Origin of the sequence: Cohnella sp. GCM10012308 (genome assembly GCF_042649185.1) — a bacterium.
Taxonomy (GTDB): Bacteria; Bacillota; Bacilli; order Paenibacillales; family Paenibacillaceae; genus Cohnella.
Genome location: NZ_JBHRYU010000013.1, coordinates 136,207 through 152,076, shown reverse-complemented (window position 1 = coordinate 152,076; position 15,870 = coordinate 136,207). Strand labels below are relative to the sequence as shown.

The 15,870-nt window shown below is 57.0% G+C and carries 13 protein-coding genes; 4 read left to right on the top strand and 9 right to left on the bottom strand.

What is annotated here, in order from left to right; translation table 11 throughout:
• Nucleotides 1-29: 29 nt before the first annotated feature.
• Complete coding sequence (locus ACFOTD_RS16210; RefSeq protein ID WP_378120496.1) at nt 30-827, bottom strand: Nif3-like dinuclear metal center hexameric protein; 798 nt, start codon at nt 825-827, stop codon at nt 30-32.
• Between the two features lie 410 nt (nt 828-1,237).
• Here ACFOTD_RS16210 and ACFOTD_RS16205 point away from each other — a divergent pair, with 410 nt between their 5' ends.
• The 4 genes from ACFOTD_RS16205 to ACFOTD_RS16190 all read left to right on the top strand — a co-directional run bounded on the left by ACFOTD_RS16205 (nt 1,238) and on the right by ACFOTD_RS16190 (nt 6,509).
• Nucleotides 1,238-2,827, top strand: coding sequence for a response regulator (locus ACFOTD_RS16205; RefSeq protein ID WP_378120494.1), 1,590 nt, complete (start codon nt 1,238-1,240; stop codon nt 2,825-2,827).
• A gap of 24 nt (nt 2,828-2,851) precedes the next feature.
• Complete coding sequence (locus ACFOTD_RS16200) at nt 2,852-4,627, top strand: sensor histidine kinase (protein ID WP_378120492.1); 1,776 nt, start codon at nt 2,852-2,854, stop codon at nt 4,625-4,627.
• A 114-nt stretch (nt 4,628-4,741) separates the two neighbouring features.
• Nucleotides 4,742-5,395, top strand: coding sequence for a glycosyltransferase (locus ACFOTD_RS16195; protein WP_378120490.1), 654 nt, complete (start codon nt 4,742-4,744; stop codon nt 5,393-5,395).
• A 220-nt stretch (nt 5,396-5,615) separates the two neighbouring features.
• Complete coding sequence (locus tag ACFOTD_RS16190; RefSeq protein ID WP_378120488.1) at nt 5,616-6,509, top strand: cation diffusion facilitator family transporter; 894 nt, start codon at nt 5,616-5,618, stop codon at nt 6,507-6,509.
• 45 nt (nt 6,510-6,554) lie between these two features.
• Here the strand turns inward: ACFOTD_RS16190 and ACFOTD_RS16185 are convergent, their stop codons facing one another.
• The 8 genes from ACFOTD_RS16185 to fni all read right to left on the bottom strand — a co-directional run bounded on the left by ACFOTD_RS16185 (nt 6,555) and on the right by fni (nt 15,591).
• On the bottom strand, nt 6,555-7,436 hold the full coding sequence (locus ACFOTD_RS16185; RefSeq protein ID WP_378120486.1) for a MerR family transcriptional regulator: 882 nt from the start codon (nt 7,434-7,436) through the stop codon (nt 6,555-6,557).
• 64 nt (nt 7,437-7,500) lie between these two features.
• The gene (locus ACFOTD_RS16180) at nt 7,501-8,616 is read right to left on the bottom strand and encodes a glycosyltransferase family 2 protein (RefSeq protein ID WP_378120485.1); all 1,116 of its coding nucleotides are present in this window, start codon (nt 8,614-8,616) and stop codon (nt 7,501-7,503) included.
• Nucleotides 8,617-8,632: 16 nt separating this feature from the next.
• Entirely contained in the window at nt 8,633-10,159 is a 1,527-nt protein-coding gene (locus ACFOTD_RS16175; protein ID WP_378120483.1) for a phytoene desaturase family protein, read from the bottom strand.
• Complete coding sequence (locus tag ACFOTD_RS16170; RefSeq protein ID WP_378120481.1) at nt 10,156-10,662, bottom strand: glycosyl-4,4'-diaponeurosporenoate acyltransferase CrtO family protein; 507 nt, start codon at nt 10,660-10,662, stop codon at nt 10,156-10,158. The genes ACFOTD_RS16175 and ACFOTD_RS16170 overlap by 4 nt, the downstream gene beginning before the upstream one ends.
• Nucleotides 10,663-10,691: 29 nt before the next feature.
• The gene (locus ACFOTD_RS16165; protein ID WP_378120479.1) at nt 10,692-12,089 is read right to left on the bottom strand and encodes an aldehyde dehydrogenase family protein; all 1,398 of its coding nucleotides are present in this window, start codon (nt 12,087-12,089) and stop codon (nt 10,692-10,694) included.
• Nucleotides 12,082-13,575 (bottom strand): phytoene desaturase family protein, encoded by a 1,494-nt coding sequence (locus ACFOTD_RS16160; RefSeq protein ID WP_378120478.1) that lies wholly within the window; start codon nt 13,573-13,575, stop codon nt 12,082-12,084. The genes ACFOTD_RS16165 and ACFOTD_RS16160 overlap by 8 nt, the downstream gene beginning before the upstream one ends.
• Nucleotides 13,576-13,578: 3 nt before the next feature.
• Nucleotides 13,579-14,460, bottom strand: coding sequence for a phytoene/squalene synthase family protein (locus tag ACFOTD_RS16155; RefSeq protein ID WP_378120476.1), 882 nt, complete (start codon nt 14,458-14,460; stop codon nt 13,579-13,581).
• Between the two features lie 72 nt (nt 14,461-14,532).
• Nucleotides 14,533-15,591, bottom strand: a complete 1,059-nt coding sequence (gene fni / locus ACFOTD_RS16150; RefSeq protein ID WP_378120474.1) for a type 2 isopentenyl-diphosphate Delta-isomerase — start codon at nt 15,589-15,591, stop codon at nt 14,533-14,535.
• Nucleotides 15,592-15,870 lie beyond the last annotated feature (279 nt).

Below are 15,870 nucleotides of genomic sequence, written 5' to 3'. Positions count from 1 at the left end.
AGCCCGGTCCCGGCGCTTGCGGCGAGCCGCTAAAGGTACCGCAGCGCCGGATCACCGTCCAGCCAATGGACCGGCAGCCCGGGAAATGCCATGCGCAGCCGTTCCGCCAGGAGCCGCATGCCGGGCGCCTCGCTCTCGGCGTGCCCGATGAAGAGCATCGCCTTCCCCGCGCCAAGATGGACCGCATCCCGCACGTACTCCGGCGTCTCCCACTCGGGTCCTTCGCCGGCGACGATCAAGTCGAGCCGCTCCTCGCGCAGAAGCGGGATCGCGAGCCCGCCGCCGCCGCGATAGCCGGCGAGCACGCCGACGCGGCGACAGAGCGCGGCGGCGTCGCCCGCAAAGCGGACGCCCGACAGGCCGAGCCGTGCCTTGACGTGCGCGGCCGCCTCGTCCGCGCGCATCGCCGGGACGGCGAGCACCGCCGCCGCCGGCAGCATGCGCTGGAGCCCGGCTTCCCAGCCCAGCGCCCGGACCAGGCCGAGCGTGATCGGATCGGGCTTCGCGCGGTGGCAATAATCGTGATGGCGATACACGGCGACGCCGGACCGGCGGAGCAAGTCCTGCTTGAACGCGTATACGGGATCGCCTTCCGGGAGCCGATCGGGTGTCCGGTGGCTGTAATAGAGGCCCTCGTGGGCGATCAGCAGATTGGCGCCCAGCGCAGCCGCGCGCTCCACCGCTTCGATCGAAGGCATGAAGGCGACGGCCGCGCCGCTAACCGGCGCATCCGGATCGTGGGGGCCGAGCAGGACGTCGACCGTATCCGCGACCGGCGGCACGTCGCCGCGCAGCCAGGCGATCATGTCGCGAATAGCAAGGGGCATGGGCAAGACCCGCTTTCACGTAAGATAGGCGCTTTTTGGCAGCTCCGCATCCGTGGCGGCAGCCGCTCTGTTTTCGCTGTGATTTTCAGCCTGGGGCTGTGATTTCAGCCTGGACGCGATCGCTCGGCGTTCCGCCGCGGACCGAGGCGCTCTCATTGTAGCAGAGCCTATGTCCTCGGACACCCCCGCAAACCATGGTTTGACACCGTCCAAAGTTTAGCTCCGCCGCACAGCGGCCGCACTTGTTAAATTTACAAAGAAATATGCTAAGTTTTGAAAGTGCGGCCGGGACCGCGATACGCTACAATAGAAGCAGCGAAGACGATAAAATGCCGTGCCGCCTTCGGCACGAGATATGAAAGCGATTACAATAAGGATGCCGAGGCGATCGGGCCGGACGGGAGGTTGCCATGAGAAAGGTCATTCTGGTGGACGACGAAATGTTCGCCCGCAAAGGGTTGGCGGGCTTGATTCCCTGGGAGCAATACGGCTTCGAGGTGGCGGGAGAGGCGGAGGACGGGGAAGAGGCGTTGGAGCTGATCGGCCGCCTGTCGCCGGACATTGTCGTCACCGATATCCGCATGCCCGTGCTCGACGGACTCGAGATGATCCGGGCGGCGCAGGAGCGCGGCTATCGCGACACGCACTTTATTATCATCAGCGGCTTCGGCGACTTCAAGTACGCGCAGCAGGCCGTACGCTTCGGCGTGCAGGACTATCTGCTGAAGCCGATCGACGAATATGAGCTTATCGCCTGCCTTGTCCGGATCGGCGAGCAGCTGAAGCGGGAGCAGGAGCGGACCGAGGCCGAGGACGCGCTGCGGCGCCCGTCGCTGTTCGAAGCGCTCGTGTCGGGACGCGCGGAGGCGCGCGAGCTGGACGCGGGCCGCCATACGCTGGGATGGCCGGCGGATTTGCAATTCCGCTATTATGCCGTCGAGCTGAACGACGCGCCGCCGGAGGAGGAGGCCGAGGCGGCGCTGCGCCGCGCCGGCGACGCGGCCCGCGCGCTCGCCCGCGCCGTGTCGGAGGCGGGCGCCGTGCCGCCTTGCTCCTGCGAGCCTTACGTTCACTTCAGGGACCGGTACGAGCTGGGCCTCCTCGTGCCGGGCACGGCCGATGCGCGCGAGGCGAAGGCGCTGGGCGAGCGCCTGGCGAGAGCGGCCGGCTGCGGCGACGGCACCGTGCCCCGCGTCTACGTCGGCGAGGCCGCGCCGGGCCTCCTGCGGGCCCGACAGTCCTTTTTGTCCGCGCAGGAGGCGCGCAGAGCGAAGTTCGCGAAGGCCGGGGAGACGGTCCTCCTGTTCGAAGAGCTGCGCGATGCCGAGACCGACGCCTGCCGCGAGATCGAGCCCGCGGTATACGCCGCGCTGCTCGAAGGGCTGGAGGAGCATGACGCGGGCGCGATGACGGACGCCCTGGACCGGATGCTCGCGGCGTTCCGCGAGCAGCGCTTTGCGCCGGACGCCGTCGCGGCGGCCGTATCCCGCGTCGTTTACGGGGCGACGGGCATCGTCCGCACGATGCAGGGCGACGACCGCAAGCTGAAAACGATGAATGCGGCGATCGGCTGGCAGGAAGCCCCTCGCTCGCTCGCGGGTCTGCGGCATCTGCTGCTGGCCTTCCTGACCGAATGCGCCGATTATATCTCGTCGCTGCGCGAATCGATCGGCAAGGGCGATATCGCCAAGATCAAGGCGTACATCGACCAGCATTTCCACGAGAATATCAGCTTGAAGAGCATCGCGCAGCGTTATTACATGAACGCGGTCTACCTCGGGCAGCTGTTCAAGAAAACGTACCGGGTCTACTTCAACGAATACGTGCTGCAGCTGCGCATTCAGGAGGCCAAGCGCCAGCTCCGCCAGACGGACAAAAAGGTGTACGAGATCGCGGCTAGCGTGGGCTTCTGCAATGCCGACTACTTCGTCACCCAATTCGAGAAGGTCGAACGGAAAACGCCGACCGCGTACAAAAATGCCATCGGCGAAAAGATCTGATTATCGGCGGTGCAGGGAATGCGAATGGGATTGCGACGGATTCGGAAGCGGGCCTTCAGCTTAAATAACGTCAGGCTCCGCAACAAAATGCTGATCGTCTACTTTTTGTCGGTGTTCATCCCGGTCGTGCTGACGAACGTTATTTTCTACAACATTACGACGAACAACGTCAAAAAGCAGAAGATGAGAGACATCTCGCTCGCCATCGAGCAGATCCGCAACGACTTCATGACGCAGGTCAACGTGGCCGTCGGCATCTCCGCGGTCATCTACGACGATGCGCTGCTGATCGAATATATGGACAAAAATTACGACGTGCCGTCGGATTACGTGTACAACTATCAAACCTACATTATCAGCATGCTTAATAAATATAGTCCCGTGTACGAGGCGATCCAGCGCATTACGCTGTATTCGGACAACGACACGCTTATCTATGGCGGGCAAGTCGAGCGAGTCACGGCAAGCACGAAAGAGCAGCCGTGGTACCGGCTCGTCCGCGATTCGGCGCTGTCGGCCCCGATCGTGCTGCGGACGACGTCCGACTATCCCGGCGCGACCGGCGACATGCTGAGCGTCGTCCGCAAGATTGCCGATACCGAGGCCGCGGAGCCATGGGAAAAGTACATGAAGATCGATCTCCATCCCGAAGCGATCAAGGAGATCTTCCATAACGTGACCCTGGAGGGAGATCTGTACCTGCTGCAGGGCAACGAGATTCAGTACACGACCAATCCGGAAGTCGACCTCGCGCAGACGGCGGATTTTGCCGCGACCCCGGTGTCCAAGGACACGATCGTCATCGACGAGGACTTCAAGGGCGTTCCCTATCTGTCCGACTGGCGGATCGTGGGCAGGTTCAAGGAATCGGCGGTGCTGGAGGAGGTGCGCAAGTCCAAAAACTTCGTGCTGTATCTGGCCATTCCCAACGTGCTGCTGCCGACGCTTATCATCATCTGGTTTTCCCGGTCGCTCAACGCGCGGCTGGTGCGCATCCTGAAGCATATGAAAAAGGTAAAAAACCATACGTTCGAGACGATCGCGCGGCAGGACGCCCAGGATGAGATCGGGCAGCTGACGGCCGAGTTCAACCGGATGACGCTGCAGATCAAGAGCCTCATCCACGACGTCTACATCGCGGACATTCAGAAGAAGGAGCTGCTCATCAAGCGCAACCAGTCGCAGCTGCACGCGCTGCAGAGCCAGATCAATCCGCATTTTCTGTTCAATTCGCTCGAGACGATACGCATGCGCAGCTTGATGAAAAAGGAAGAGGAGACGGCGCGCATCATTCACAGCATGGCCAAAATTTTCCGCAAGTCGCTCACCTGGGGCAAAGACTGGGTAACGATCCGGGACGAGCTCGATCTCGTCGCGTGCTTCCTCGACATCCAGAAGTACCGGTTCGGGGACAAGCTCGACTATCGGATCGAAGCCGACGAGTCGGTGCTGGGCCTCATGATTCCGAAGATGACGCTGCAGCCGCTCGTAGAGAACGCCAGCATTCACGGCATCGAAAAGCTGAAGGAGGGCGGACTGATCCGCATCGCGGTCGCGAAGACCGCCGAGGGACTTGTCTGCACCGTGCAGGATAACGGGGCGGGCATCCCGCCGGACAGGCTGGCGTCCATCTTAAGCGAGCTGGAGCAGAGCGATGAAATGGGGGAGAGCGTCGGCATCAAAAACGTTTATTATCGGCTGAAGCTGTATTACAAAGACAAATTCGGCTTCGAAGTGTCGAGCAAGGAGGGGGAGGGAACGACCTTCCGCCTCGTTGTCAGGGGAGAAGCGGAGGGCTGAACGCCAACCCGGCATCCGCCCGGCATCCTGCCATCCGCCCGGTTGAATAAAAAGGGACAGGCTCAACCAAAATAAGCCAGACTGTCATTCCAACCGCATAGAGGAGCAGATGAGTTGAGAAACAAATGGATGCTGGCGTTGGTTTTTGTTTTGGCGCTTGGTCTTGGTATGACGAACGGCAGCGGATCCGTTCAAGCGATGGCTGGCAAAAGCAAGAATACGGCTTGCTTGAGCCCCAAGATGGTGCAGCTGAAAACCGATATGCAAAAAGCGTGGATCGACCATACGATCTGGACGAGAAGCTACATCGTCAGCGCGCTGTCCAATCTGCCGGATCAGCAGGACGTGCTGGACCGGCTGCTGCGCAATCAGCAGGACATCGGCGATCTCATCAAGCCTTATTACGGGGAAGCCGCGGGGAACAAGCTGGCCGACCTGCTGAGAGAGCATATTCAGATCGCGGTCAAAATCGTAGCCGCCGCCAAAGCCGGCAATCAGGCGGACGTGACGAAGCTTGAGGCCGACTGGCATCGGAACGCCGACGACATCGCCAAGTTTCTGAGCGGGGCCAACCCGAATTGGTCGTTCAAGACGCTGCAGGACATGCTCTATACGCATCTTCAATTGATCACGGAGATTGTCCTCGACTGTCTCAAGGGAGATTGGAAGGGAGATATCGCCGCGACGGACAAGAACGAGATCCATATGATTCATCTCGCGGATATTTTGACCGAGGGCATCGTCAAGCAGTTTCCCGACAAGTTTTAGTCGAGCTCGGCAGTTAATGCGAAGAAGCAAGCTTTCTACAATCGTCCAAGGGGCGGCTATAGAAAGCTTTTTTTACGCCGCGCAACTTTTTTGCGAACGGACACGATTGTTGTGACCCGACACGTTTGTAGCCCCTGCGAAAAAACGTTTCTCTAGACCCACTCCATTTTCGCTTGCTAGTATGGATGGTATTGGAGAGGGAGCGAGGTACTACGGGAAAATGGATCAGCAGCAAAGGTACGATAATCTGAAGCTGGGGGAACGCGGCGCGATCATCAGCATCGTCGCTTATATCGTCCTCTCGGCTCTAAAATTAATCATCGGTTACGCCTCGGGTTCCGAAGCCCTAAGGGCGGACGGTATGAACAACGCGACCGATATCGTCGCGTCCATCGCCGTCCTGATCGGACTGCGGCTCGCGCAGAAGCCGGCGGACAAGGACCATCAATACGGACATTGGAAGTCGGAAACGATCGCGTCCCTCATTTCTTCCTTTATTATGGCGGCTGTCGGGCTGCAAGTCCTGTTCGCCGCCGTGTCGTCGGTCTTCAACGGAAGCGAGAAGGCGCCGGACCTCATCTCGGTATGGACGGGCCTGTTCTGTGCGGTCGTCATGTACTTCGTCTATCGGTATAACAAAAGGCTCGCGCTCCAGATCAACAGCCAAGCGGTCATGGCGGCGGCCAAGGACAATATCTCGGACGCGTTCGTGAGCGTGGGCACGGTCATCGGCATCGTCGGTTCGCAGTTCGGCCTGCCGTGGCTCGACCCGGTTACCGCCATCGTCGTCGGCCTCATCATCTGCAAGACGGCCTGGGATATTTTCCGCGACGCCTCCCATCATTTGTCCGACGGGTTCGACGAATCGACCATCGAATCCTTCAAGGAAGCGATCCTGGAGGTGGAGGGGGTCGAGGCCGTCAAAGACATCAAGGCGAGAAATTACGGCAGCAGCGCGGTCGTCGACGTCGTCGTGCTCGTCAACATGGAGCTGGACTTCGCGGAAGCGCACGAGATCGCGACGAGCGTGGAAAATAAATTGAAGAAGACCTCGGAGGTGTACGAGGTCCACGTTCACTACGAGCCGGTCGACGTGTCGGAAATGCTGTCTTAACCGGCTGCGGTCGTATGCTTTGCGCCATGGGGAGGGAGCGCCGTCCTAAGCTTGGCTCCAATCCTCCCATTGATCGGCGGACAGGTAACGCACGTTCGCCTTCACGTCGCGCCGGAACGCCGGATTATCGAACGCGGCCCCGCCCAGCAAAAACCGCAATTCCGGGCGATTCCGCGCGGTTTCTTCGATCCACGCCATCAGCTTCCCGGTATAGCGGGGGTCCGTAACGGAAGACGCGACGAACGATATTTTCTGACTTTCAATAATGCCTTCCAGCTCCATAAGCGGCGTGTCGGGACCGGCGTACAGGACGTTTACGCCCCGTTTGCGCAAAAAAAGGCTGAACGACAACAATCCGAGATGGTGGCGTTCTCCTTCCGGGCAAAACGCCAATACGACCGGCAGGCTTGGATTAACGGGAAACACGCGAAACAATGCCGACAATCTCCGCATGATCGTTTCCGAAGCGAAATGCTCCTGAACGACTTTAATTTTCCCCGCTTCCCACTCCGCGCCGATCCGATACAGAACGGGAACGATGATGCGCCGAAGCGTTTCCTCGACATCGTACAGGGCAAATGCCAGATCTATGGTCAGATCCGCTTGCGCGGCATTGAATTGCATGAGTTCGGCATACAGCTTATCGACCAGACCGTCGTACATCTGGCCGATTGCGGATGGCTCTGCGGCCTGTTCCACGGGGACAGAATCGCTCTGCTGCAGAAGCTTTACCGCTTCGCTGATTTTTAAGCCGTTTTTTTCGATTTGTTCTTTAAGAAAGCCTAGCCTGGCAAGATCCCCGTCGCTTAGCTGACGGTGTCCGCCGCTGCTTCGGCTCGGGGAGATAATCCCGTATCGATTCTCCCAGGCGCGAATGGTGACGACGGGGATGCCGAGAAGCTCGGATGCCCGCTTCATGCTATACATTGATCGTTCCTCCTCCTTGTAAATTATACAAAATCGATACAAGATGAGGAAGGCCGGGCGCTTGTCAAACCTCTATTTTTCGTCCCTTCCATTTTACGGAATGCAATACATGCGCCCTGAATAGGGAATAAACGTGCAAGACCGCGAAGAACGTAAACAGTAACGGATAAACGAAAAATAAGCTTTTCCGAAAGTTGCCGCATCTGCGGGCGAATCGCCAGGTTTGCAGCGCATATGCCGCATACAGGAGGGCGCTAAGCGCCATGGCGGCGGGATTCAAGGACGCAATCGAAGATACGAATGCGCCGGTGCTGATAAAAGCGCCGGATATCCAGAGAACGATCATCGACATGACGATCGGGTGGGTGGATTTCGAACCGACGGCAAAGCTTTTGCACCAGCCCTCTACGAGGGTTTTCAAACCCTCCGGGTACATGCGAAAATTGATGACGCCGCCCCCGCCCATGCATCGGACCGGCAGATTTTTATCCAAGAACGCCTGTCCCAGCGCCAGGTCGTCCAACACGGCTCCCAGGATTTTGTGATGGCCGCCCGACAAGAAATAATCGTCTTTATTGCATAAAATGCATGGACCGAAGGAGCCCGCGGTGTTAAACCGCGTCTTCCATAAGGTGAATACGTTCATGCCGACGATCACGATGACGTTAAAAATAGCCGATAAGTTTTCGTAAAAGCGATGCACGGTATGATAGGGCTGCAGGGATAATATCCCCCTGGCGCCTCTTTGCCGATAGGAGCCGAGCAGCTTCGTGAGGCTGTCGGCATCCGCGAGAGCGGTGTCCGCGTCCAGGAACAGCAGCCATTGTCCTCTCGCGTGCTGCGCACCGTGCCAACAGGCCGCGGATTTCCCCGACCCGGATTGTATCGCGTCGTTATGCAGTACGGTGGCGCCGAAGCTGTGGGCGATCGCCGCCGTCTCGTCGGTCGAATGATCGTCCACGACCAGCACTTCGAATGACTTGTAATGCTGCTCCTGCAACGAACGCAGCAGCGGAGCGATCCGGCCTGCTTCGTTGCGTGCGGGGATAACGATCGACAGCAACGGAAATAGTACAGGGCCGCCGGCCCTCGCAAGAACCGGCAGCGACCGAAACATCATGAATCCGACGAGCAGCGCCAGCAAACCGACGAGAAGATTGATCCCGACCGAAACAGGCAAAAAATTCCCTCCTCGTTTACTTTCCGGAATAATTGAATTGGATGCCTTGATCGTCCTGCATCAGTTCCTGCGCGGCGATTCTGGCGGATAACAGCACGATGGGGACGCCCGCGCCCGGATGCGTGCTGCTGCCGGTAAAGTACAGATTGTCGCAATGCTTGGCCTTGCTTTGCGGGCGCATATGGTTGCTTTGCGTCAAAATGGGCATCAGGCCGAAGGTGGAGCCGTTATAGGCGTTGAACCTCGATTCGAAGTCGCGCGGCGTGACGCAGGTTTCCGTGACGATCTCTTGTTCGATGTTCTCAAGGCCGCGAATCTTTTTTAAAGTATCGAGGATATAGGCCCGGTAATCCCGGATCGTTGCGTCGTTCCATTCATAATTGGCTGCCCCGAGATGGGATACCGGCATCAGAACGTATAAGCCGTCTTTTCCTTCAGGGGCCATAGATGCGTCCATTTTGGATGCCACGTATACGTAAAACGACCCGTTGGTCAGCTTATTTCCGGCAAAAATGTCATCCAGATTTTTTTTCAAATCCTCATTAAAAATAAAATTGTGGACGTGCTCGATTTCCTCGTATTTTTTGCTCATGCCCAAGTAGAGCAGAAAACAGGAGCAGGAATATTTCAATTTATCGACCTTTTTATCGCTGTATTTTCCTTTGGCGGCCCGGTCCTTCACCAGATTTTTGATGGCGTAAGGGAAGTCTGCGTTGCATAACACGAAGTCCGCGGAGATTTTTTGCCCGTCTGCGACAATGCCGGTCGTTTTGCGTCCCTGCACGCTTATTTCCTGCACTTGGCGGTTATAGTGAATGGTGCCGCCCAGTTCCTTAAAGAGCTTCTCCATCGCCCGAGCCATCGTATACATGCCGCCTTTGATAAACCATACGCCGTACATGAATTGAATCATCGGTATCATGGTGTAAAACGACGGACTTCGAAAAGGCGATATGCCGATGTACAGCGTCTGGAAGCTAATCAATTGCTTGAGCCGTTCGTTGCGGATATATTTGCTCATAAAACGGTCGGCCGTATCCAGCGTCTTCAGCTTCATCGCTTTTTTCAGCATGGAGAAGTTATAGAAATCGCGGGCTTTGCGGAACGGTCTTTGAATGATGTTGTGCTTGGCTACGATAAAACGTTTGTAAATTTCGTGCAGATAGAGGAAAAATCCCTCCATGTCCGCTTCGCTGACGCCTTCGATCGTCTTCGTCAATTGCGTAAGGTCGGAGGAGATGTCGAAGGGCTCGTCCGGCTTGTCGTTGTAGTACACCCGGTACATCGGATCCAATCGCTCCATGGGGATGTAATCGTCGGGGTTGCGGCCGCAGAGCTCGAAAATCTCCCTGTACAATTCCGGCATCATGACGATCGTCGGCCCCAAATCGAACGAATAGCCGTCCTTTTCGATGCGGTGCATTTTCCCGCCCGGCAGCGCTTCTTTCTCGTAAATTTCAACCTGGTATCCGGCATGCTGCAGCCGGATCGCGCTCGCAAGCCCGGCGACGCCGGCGCCAACGACCAGCACCTTCTTTTTCATGTGAACGACCCCGCTCCCTTTTTATTCGTCGCTAACGTTATGGCATCGATGCGCCCGCGATTGTATCGCTGCACCATAATAATGGGCAAGTTGAACGCCCCCGCATACAGAATCATGATCCACCCTACCCATACGGGGTTCCAGAGGAAAAATAAAGGGGCAGGCGCCATAGACAGCCAGTGGGTCAGCTCCGCGCGTTTGGTTTCCGCGGCGAATACGTTCAGATCGCTTATGCGGGTACCGTGCAAGCTTTTCTTGGCATAGCCTTTTCTCAGTATTGCAGTTCCGTCTATGATAAGGCCCTTCCACCGTTTGACGAAAAATAACTGCTGCCACCGCTTGCCTGATTTCTCCCACGACCAAAGCCGGAACCAGGCCTTGTCCTTCAGGAAATAAGACTGAGGGAGCTTCAGGCAAATGACGGAAATGCCGAGATGAAAAATGGCCCAGGCGAAGACGTCGATCAGAACGACCCACAGGTGAGGCAAGTTTACGAGCGGCACGGCAGTCCTCCTCAACCTCGTATTTTCCGCTACAGCAGCCACTTTCTAAACCTTCGGACGATAGACAGGTCCTGTTCCGAATAAGGCGGGAATTTATCGGATACATGGAGGTAACGATGGGCTTGGTAGTCGGTTTTGGCATAGCTGAAAGCTAATAAGCCGGCTTTGCCATGATAGCTGCCATGTCCGCTGCGTCCGATGCCGCCGAAGGCGACGCGGGGATTGGCGCCGTGATGGATGACCTGATTGACGCTGACGGTAGTAGACCGCATGTAAGCTTGGACCCGCTTGATCTGCTGCTTGTTGCGACTGAATAGATAGGCGACCAAGGCATCGCGCTGAATCGCTCCTTGCTCGAATAAGTCTCCCAGGTCGCGATAAGGGATGACAGGGAGAACGGGGCCGAAAATCTCCTCCTGCAAAATGGAGCTGCCGGGCGGAATGTCCGTTAATACAGTCGGGGCGATGTATAGATCTTCCGCATGGACGGCGCCTCCATACCGGCTGCTGCCTTGCTTGATGAGCCGCTGCAGCTTCTGGAAATGTCCGGCATGACAAATGCGGGCATAGTCTTTGCTCGCATGAGGCTTATCCCCGTAAAATTCGATTAACGCCGAACCTATTTCCGCAAGCGTTCTTTCATAGACCGATTCATGCACGAAAAGCGTGTCCGGCGCGATGCAGGTCTGGCCTGCATTAAGGAATTTGCCCCAGACGATCTCGCGAACGGCCTTGGGAGAATAACCCGACGCGTCCATGATGCAGGCATTTTTCCCTCCGAGCTCCATAACGACGGGGGTCAGCTGCGCCGCGGCCTGCTGCGATACGGCCTTGCCCGTCTCCCGGCTCCCCGTGAAAAATAGGAAATCGAAGGGGAGGGAGGTCAGCAGCCTGGACGTCTGCGCATCTCCCGTCACCACGGTCAGCACTTCGGGCGGAAACGTTTGGGCGACCGTCTTTTGCAGCAGCTCGCCTGTAGCCGGCGCGTATTCCGACGGTTTGATCACGCAGCGGTTACCCGCCGCAATCGCGCCGATGGCCGGCATCAAGGCGAGCTGCAGCGGATAATTCCAGGGACTGATAATCAGAACGCTGCCGTAAGGACTTCTATGGGTGCGGATCGTTTCCATATAGCCGAATTTAAACGCGCGGGAACGCGCGGGTTTCGTCCATTTATTCAACGACCCGCATACGTGCTCGATCTCGTTGAGCAGCAAGGCGATCTCAAAGGAATAGGCCTCGAAGGCGGGTCTTGGCATATCGGATACGAGCGCCGCTATAAATGCGGCTTCATGGTCCATCAGCATCCGCTTGAGCCGCAGCAGCGTGTCTTTGCGTTCTTCCACGGTAGGGACCGGGCGCATGCGCGCAGCTTCCTGCTGCTTTTCCAATAGAGCCTGCAGCGCGTCGCGTTCTTGACTATCCATCGCTGGCATCCCTTTGCACGATTTTGTCCCGTACCTGCTGACCGCTTAACGTAACCATAGGCATGCCGGCTCCCGGATTTACCGTGCCGCCGACGAAGTAGAGATTGTCGTACCGCGTGCTCTGCTTCGGATGCTTGAACCCTTTGTTCTTTTTGCGGTCGGACAAGGTGCCGTATATGGCCCCGCGGTCGGAGCCGTAGACCCGCTTGATATCCTCCGGCGTCCACATGTCTTTGGTCACGATATGGCTGCGCAGATCCTCCAATCCCATTTTTTCCAATTTGATGAGCACCCGCTCGGCAAAACGATCGTAGTCCTGCTGCGTAAAGGGCTTGTCCTGGATATGAGGGATATGGGGCAATACTTTTAAATTCTCGTAGCCTTCGCGCGTCTGCGCGGGGTCGGTTTTATTGACGTTTACGAGATAAATGACCGGATCGTCGGGCAGCTCATGGGTATGAAAGATGCGATCCATCTGCCGCTTCATGTTGTCCGCAAAGAAAAAGTTGTGATGGGCAAGCTGCGGGTACGACTTCTTCACGCCCAGGTGCAAGACAAGCCCCGAGCTTGCCGGTTCGTATTTCTTTTTGAGCTGTTGAACAAAGGGCTCCTCTTCCTGCAGCAGCTTCTCGTAGAACGGGATGACCTCCATGTTGGAGACGAAATAGTCCGCCGACAGCTCCGTTCCGTCTTCGAGCGATGCCCCGGTTATTTTGCCGTCCGTCTTCCGTAGCTGTACGATTCGCCGGCCGGTATGAATAGACACGCCCGTCTCTTCGGCCAGCCGTACCAATCCGCGAGCGAGCAGGTGCATGCCGCCGGGAACGTACCATAGGCCCTGCTCATGCTGCATGTAGACCATCATGTTCAATACGGCCGGCGCATCGTAAGGAGAGGAGCCGACATACTTGATAAAATAAGAGAGCATGTCCCGCAGGTCCCGGTTGCTTATCCGTTTGGCAATGGACTTATGTACCGTGGAAAACAGATCGAAGCCCGTCAAGGCGCTCAAAACGCCGTTGTACCGCGCGATATCCTTCGTATTGTCGGCGCCGTGCTTAAAATATCCTTGCTCCGTCAGCGCGTACAGCTTTTTGGCGTATCGGAGCAAGTTCTCGTACTCGCGCATATCCCGCTCGTTCAGGGAGGGATTTTCCGATTTCATATCCGCCAGATTTTCGAAGAGATCGATCCGGTTGCCGTTCGGGAAGAAGGAGCGCCACTGGTGGTTCAGCTTGACGGTGGGGACGTAATCTTCCATCCGCTTGCCGCTCGCGGCAAACATTTTTTCAAAGATGTGCGGCATCGTCAAAATGGAGGGACCCAGATCGAAGCCGAAGCCATCCTGCTCGAGCCGATTCAGCTTGCCGCCGATGTGACTGTTTTGTTCGTATAAAGCAACGTCATAGCCGCTCTGCCTTAAGGAGATCGCCGCGGACAGGCCGCCAAGTCCGCCGCCGATTACGAGTACGCTTTTCTTTTTCAATCGTCACACACACCTTTCCGCCATTGAGGAACCGTTGACAATCGACGCGCTGATTTTGGCTATTGCTTCCTTCGCCACATAGTTGCGCTTGGAGAAGCAGTCGTATTCGTTGTTTCTTACGGCATCCAATATCGCTCTGTACAGGCCGACGGACAAAGCGAGAGGCATCTTGCTGTCGGCATCGTACAAGTCCAGACTGCCGTGAATCTGGTCGTACAATCCTTCGGCCCGCTGGGCCAGACTCTCCCATAGTTGAACGAAATTTTCGTTAATCAGGCCCTGCCGCAAATCCGCCGGGGTATAACGGAAGCGCTCCAGTTCTTCCTCGGGCAAATAGATGCGCTGCTTCTGGTGGAGGTCTTCGCCGACGTCGCGCAGGATATTCGTTATTTGCATGGCAATGCCCAGCTTGATTGCTGACGGGCGGAGGTCGGCGGCGGCATTGGAAGCGAGCACGGGCAGCAGCATCAAACCGACCGAGCCCGCAACATAGTAGCTGTAGCGCTCAAGCGCATGCATGTTCTTCGGGCTGGAAAACGACAAATCCATGAACTGTCCGGTCAGTTGGTCGTAAAAGGGCCCGATGTCCATCTCGTATTCGGAAAAGACATGCCTGAGCGCGCGCCACAGGGGACGATCCGCTTCCGAACGATCCCTGAATAAATCGAGCTCTTTTTTTAGCTGCCGCAACGAAGCGAGTTTCTGCTCCGGGCGCCGGTTGGAATCGGCGCATTCGTCCGCCGTTCTGCAGAACGCGTAAATGGCGTAGACCGCGTTCGCTTTTTGCGGCGGAAGCTGCGAAAAGGCGTAATAAAAGCTTTTGGAATGCCTCTTGATAATGGCTTCACAATAAACGAAATCCGCTTGCAATTGCTCCGTGTCCATAAAGGCCTCCTTCTGACTCTACGATTACCCCGGCAATCTTACGGTCTGCGAATTCGGCGGAACGCAGCGGCTTCATTCGTTCTTCACTAGGCGTTTGGTTTCTCCAAGCTCCCGAATATTGGCGGCGCCGATCCCGAACATGGCAAGCCGCAGCTCCAGCTCAGCTTGCTCGAACACGCGGTCAAGCCTCTCCCCGGAGTCATGGGCCGCTTCGAGCAAGCTGCGTCCGAGTCCGGCAAGGTTCGCCCCCAGGGCCAATGCTTTGGCTGCCTGAAGTCCGTTGGCGATGCCCCCGCTGCCGATTAATAACATGCCCGGTAAAACGGAGCGCACTTCCTGAATGCATTCGGCCGTCGGAAGCCCCCACTGCGAGAATGCTTCCGCGGCGGCTTTTTTGACCGGATCCGGGGAACGCAGCTTTTCGACCTGGCTCCAGGAGGTGCCTCCGGCGCCTGCGACGTCAATAAACCGAACGCCTGCGTCATACAGCCTCCGGGCCGTGTCCCCGTCGATGCCCCAGCCTACTTCCTTCACGCCTACGGGGACATTCAGCGAACGGCATACCTTCTCGATTTGCCGCAGCAGTCCGCTAAAGTCCGTATTGCCGCCCGACTGAATCGCTTCCTGCAGGGAATTAAGATGAAGGACAAGGCCGTCGGCCTCCGCAATACCGATCGCTTGGCTGCACTTCTCGGCATTGAAGCCATAGTTAAGCTGCACGGCCCCAATGTTGGCGATGAGGGGAATATCCGGCGCCAGCCGCCGGACGCGGAAGGACATCGCCGCTTCGGGATTTTCAATTGCCGCCCGCAGCGATCCTAGTCCCATCGCCCATCCCCTCGCCTGGGCAACCGTTGCCAGCCGACGGTTGATCTCGCCTGCTCTTGGCGTTCCTCCCGTCATGGAACTGACCAGAAAAGGCGCCTTCAGCGTCCGGCCCAAAAAACGCGCCGATGTATCGATCGAAGCAAAGTTCAACTCGGGCAGGGCATTGTGCCGGAATCGGTAACGGTCCAGGCCCGTCCCGGCGTCTAATCCTTGTACATCCGCATGCAAGCACAAATCCAGATGCTCGTCTTTTCGCCGGATCGTAGCCGTGCTTAACGCATTGTTTACGGGATCGCTCGTCATTCGGAATGATCCTCCTTGATTCATCACTGGGGGTGCGACGCGGGCTCGACAGATCGATATCAAATATTGTGTATAGATATTGTATAGATTATTGATTAGATAATAGCCGATTTTGTATAGGTTGTCCAACGCTTGGCCGGAAAGCGCTTTGTTAATAGCATTTATGTCCCAAAATTCCATATCCTAAATATCCAAAGTAGGATCTTTAGTTTATCCGGTAAACAAACTCGCGAGAACGTTTTATAATGAAAGTGCTTACAAAAACAATGGATCGTCAGG

Excerpts from the sequence above, each read along its gene's own strand:
- ACFOTD_RS16210 (WP_378120496.1), bottom strand. The coding sequence starts at position 827 with ATGCCCCTTGCTATTCGCGACATGATCGCCTGGCTGCGCGGCGACGTG.
- ACFOTD_RS16205 (WP_378120494.1), top strand. The coding sequence starts at position 1,238 with ATGAGAAAGGTCATTCTGGTGGACGACGAAATGTTCGCCCGCAAAGGG.
- ACFOTD_RS16200 (WP_378120492.1), top strand. The coding sequence starts at position 2,852 with ATGGGATTGCGACGGATTCGGAAGCGGGCCTTCAGCTTAAATAACGTC.
- ACFOTD_RS16190 (WP_378120488.1), top strand. The coding sequence starts at position 5,616 with ATGGATCAGCAGCAAAGGTACGATAATCTGAAGCTGGGGGAACGCGGC.
- ACFOTD_RS16185 (WP_378120486.1), bottom strand. The coding sequence starts at position 7,436 with ATGTATAGCATGAAGCGGGCATCCGAGCTTCTCGGCATCCCCGTCGTC.
- ACFOTD_RS16175 (WP_378120483.1), bottom strand. The coding sequence starts at position 10,159 with ATGAAAAAGAAGGTGCTGGTCGTTGGCGCCGGCGTCGCCGGGCTTGCG.
- ACFOTD_RS16165 (WP_378120479.1), bottom strand. The coding sequence starts at position 12,089 with ATGGATAGTCAAGAACGCGACGCGCTGCAGGCTCTATTGGAAAAGCAG.
- ACFOTD_RS16155 (WP_378120476.1), bottom strand. The coding sequence starts at position 14,460 with ATGGACACGGAGCAATTGCAAGCGGATTTCGTTTATTGTGAAGCCATT.
- fni (WP_378120474.1), bottom strand. The coding sequence starts at position 15,591 with ATGACGAGCGATCCCGTAAACAATGCGTTAAGCACGGCTACGATCCGG.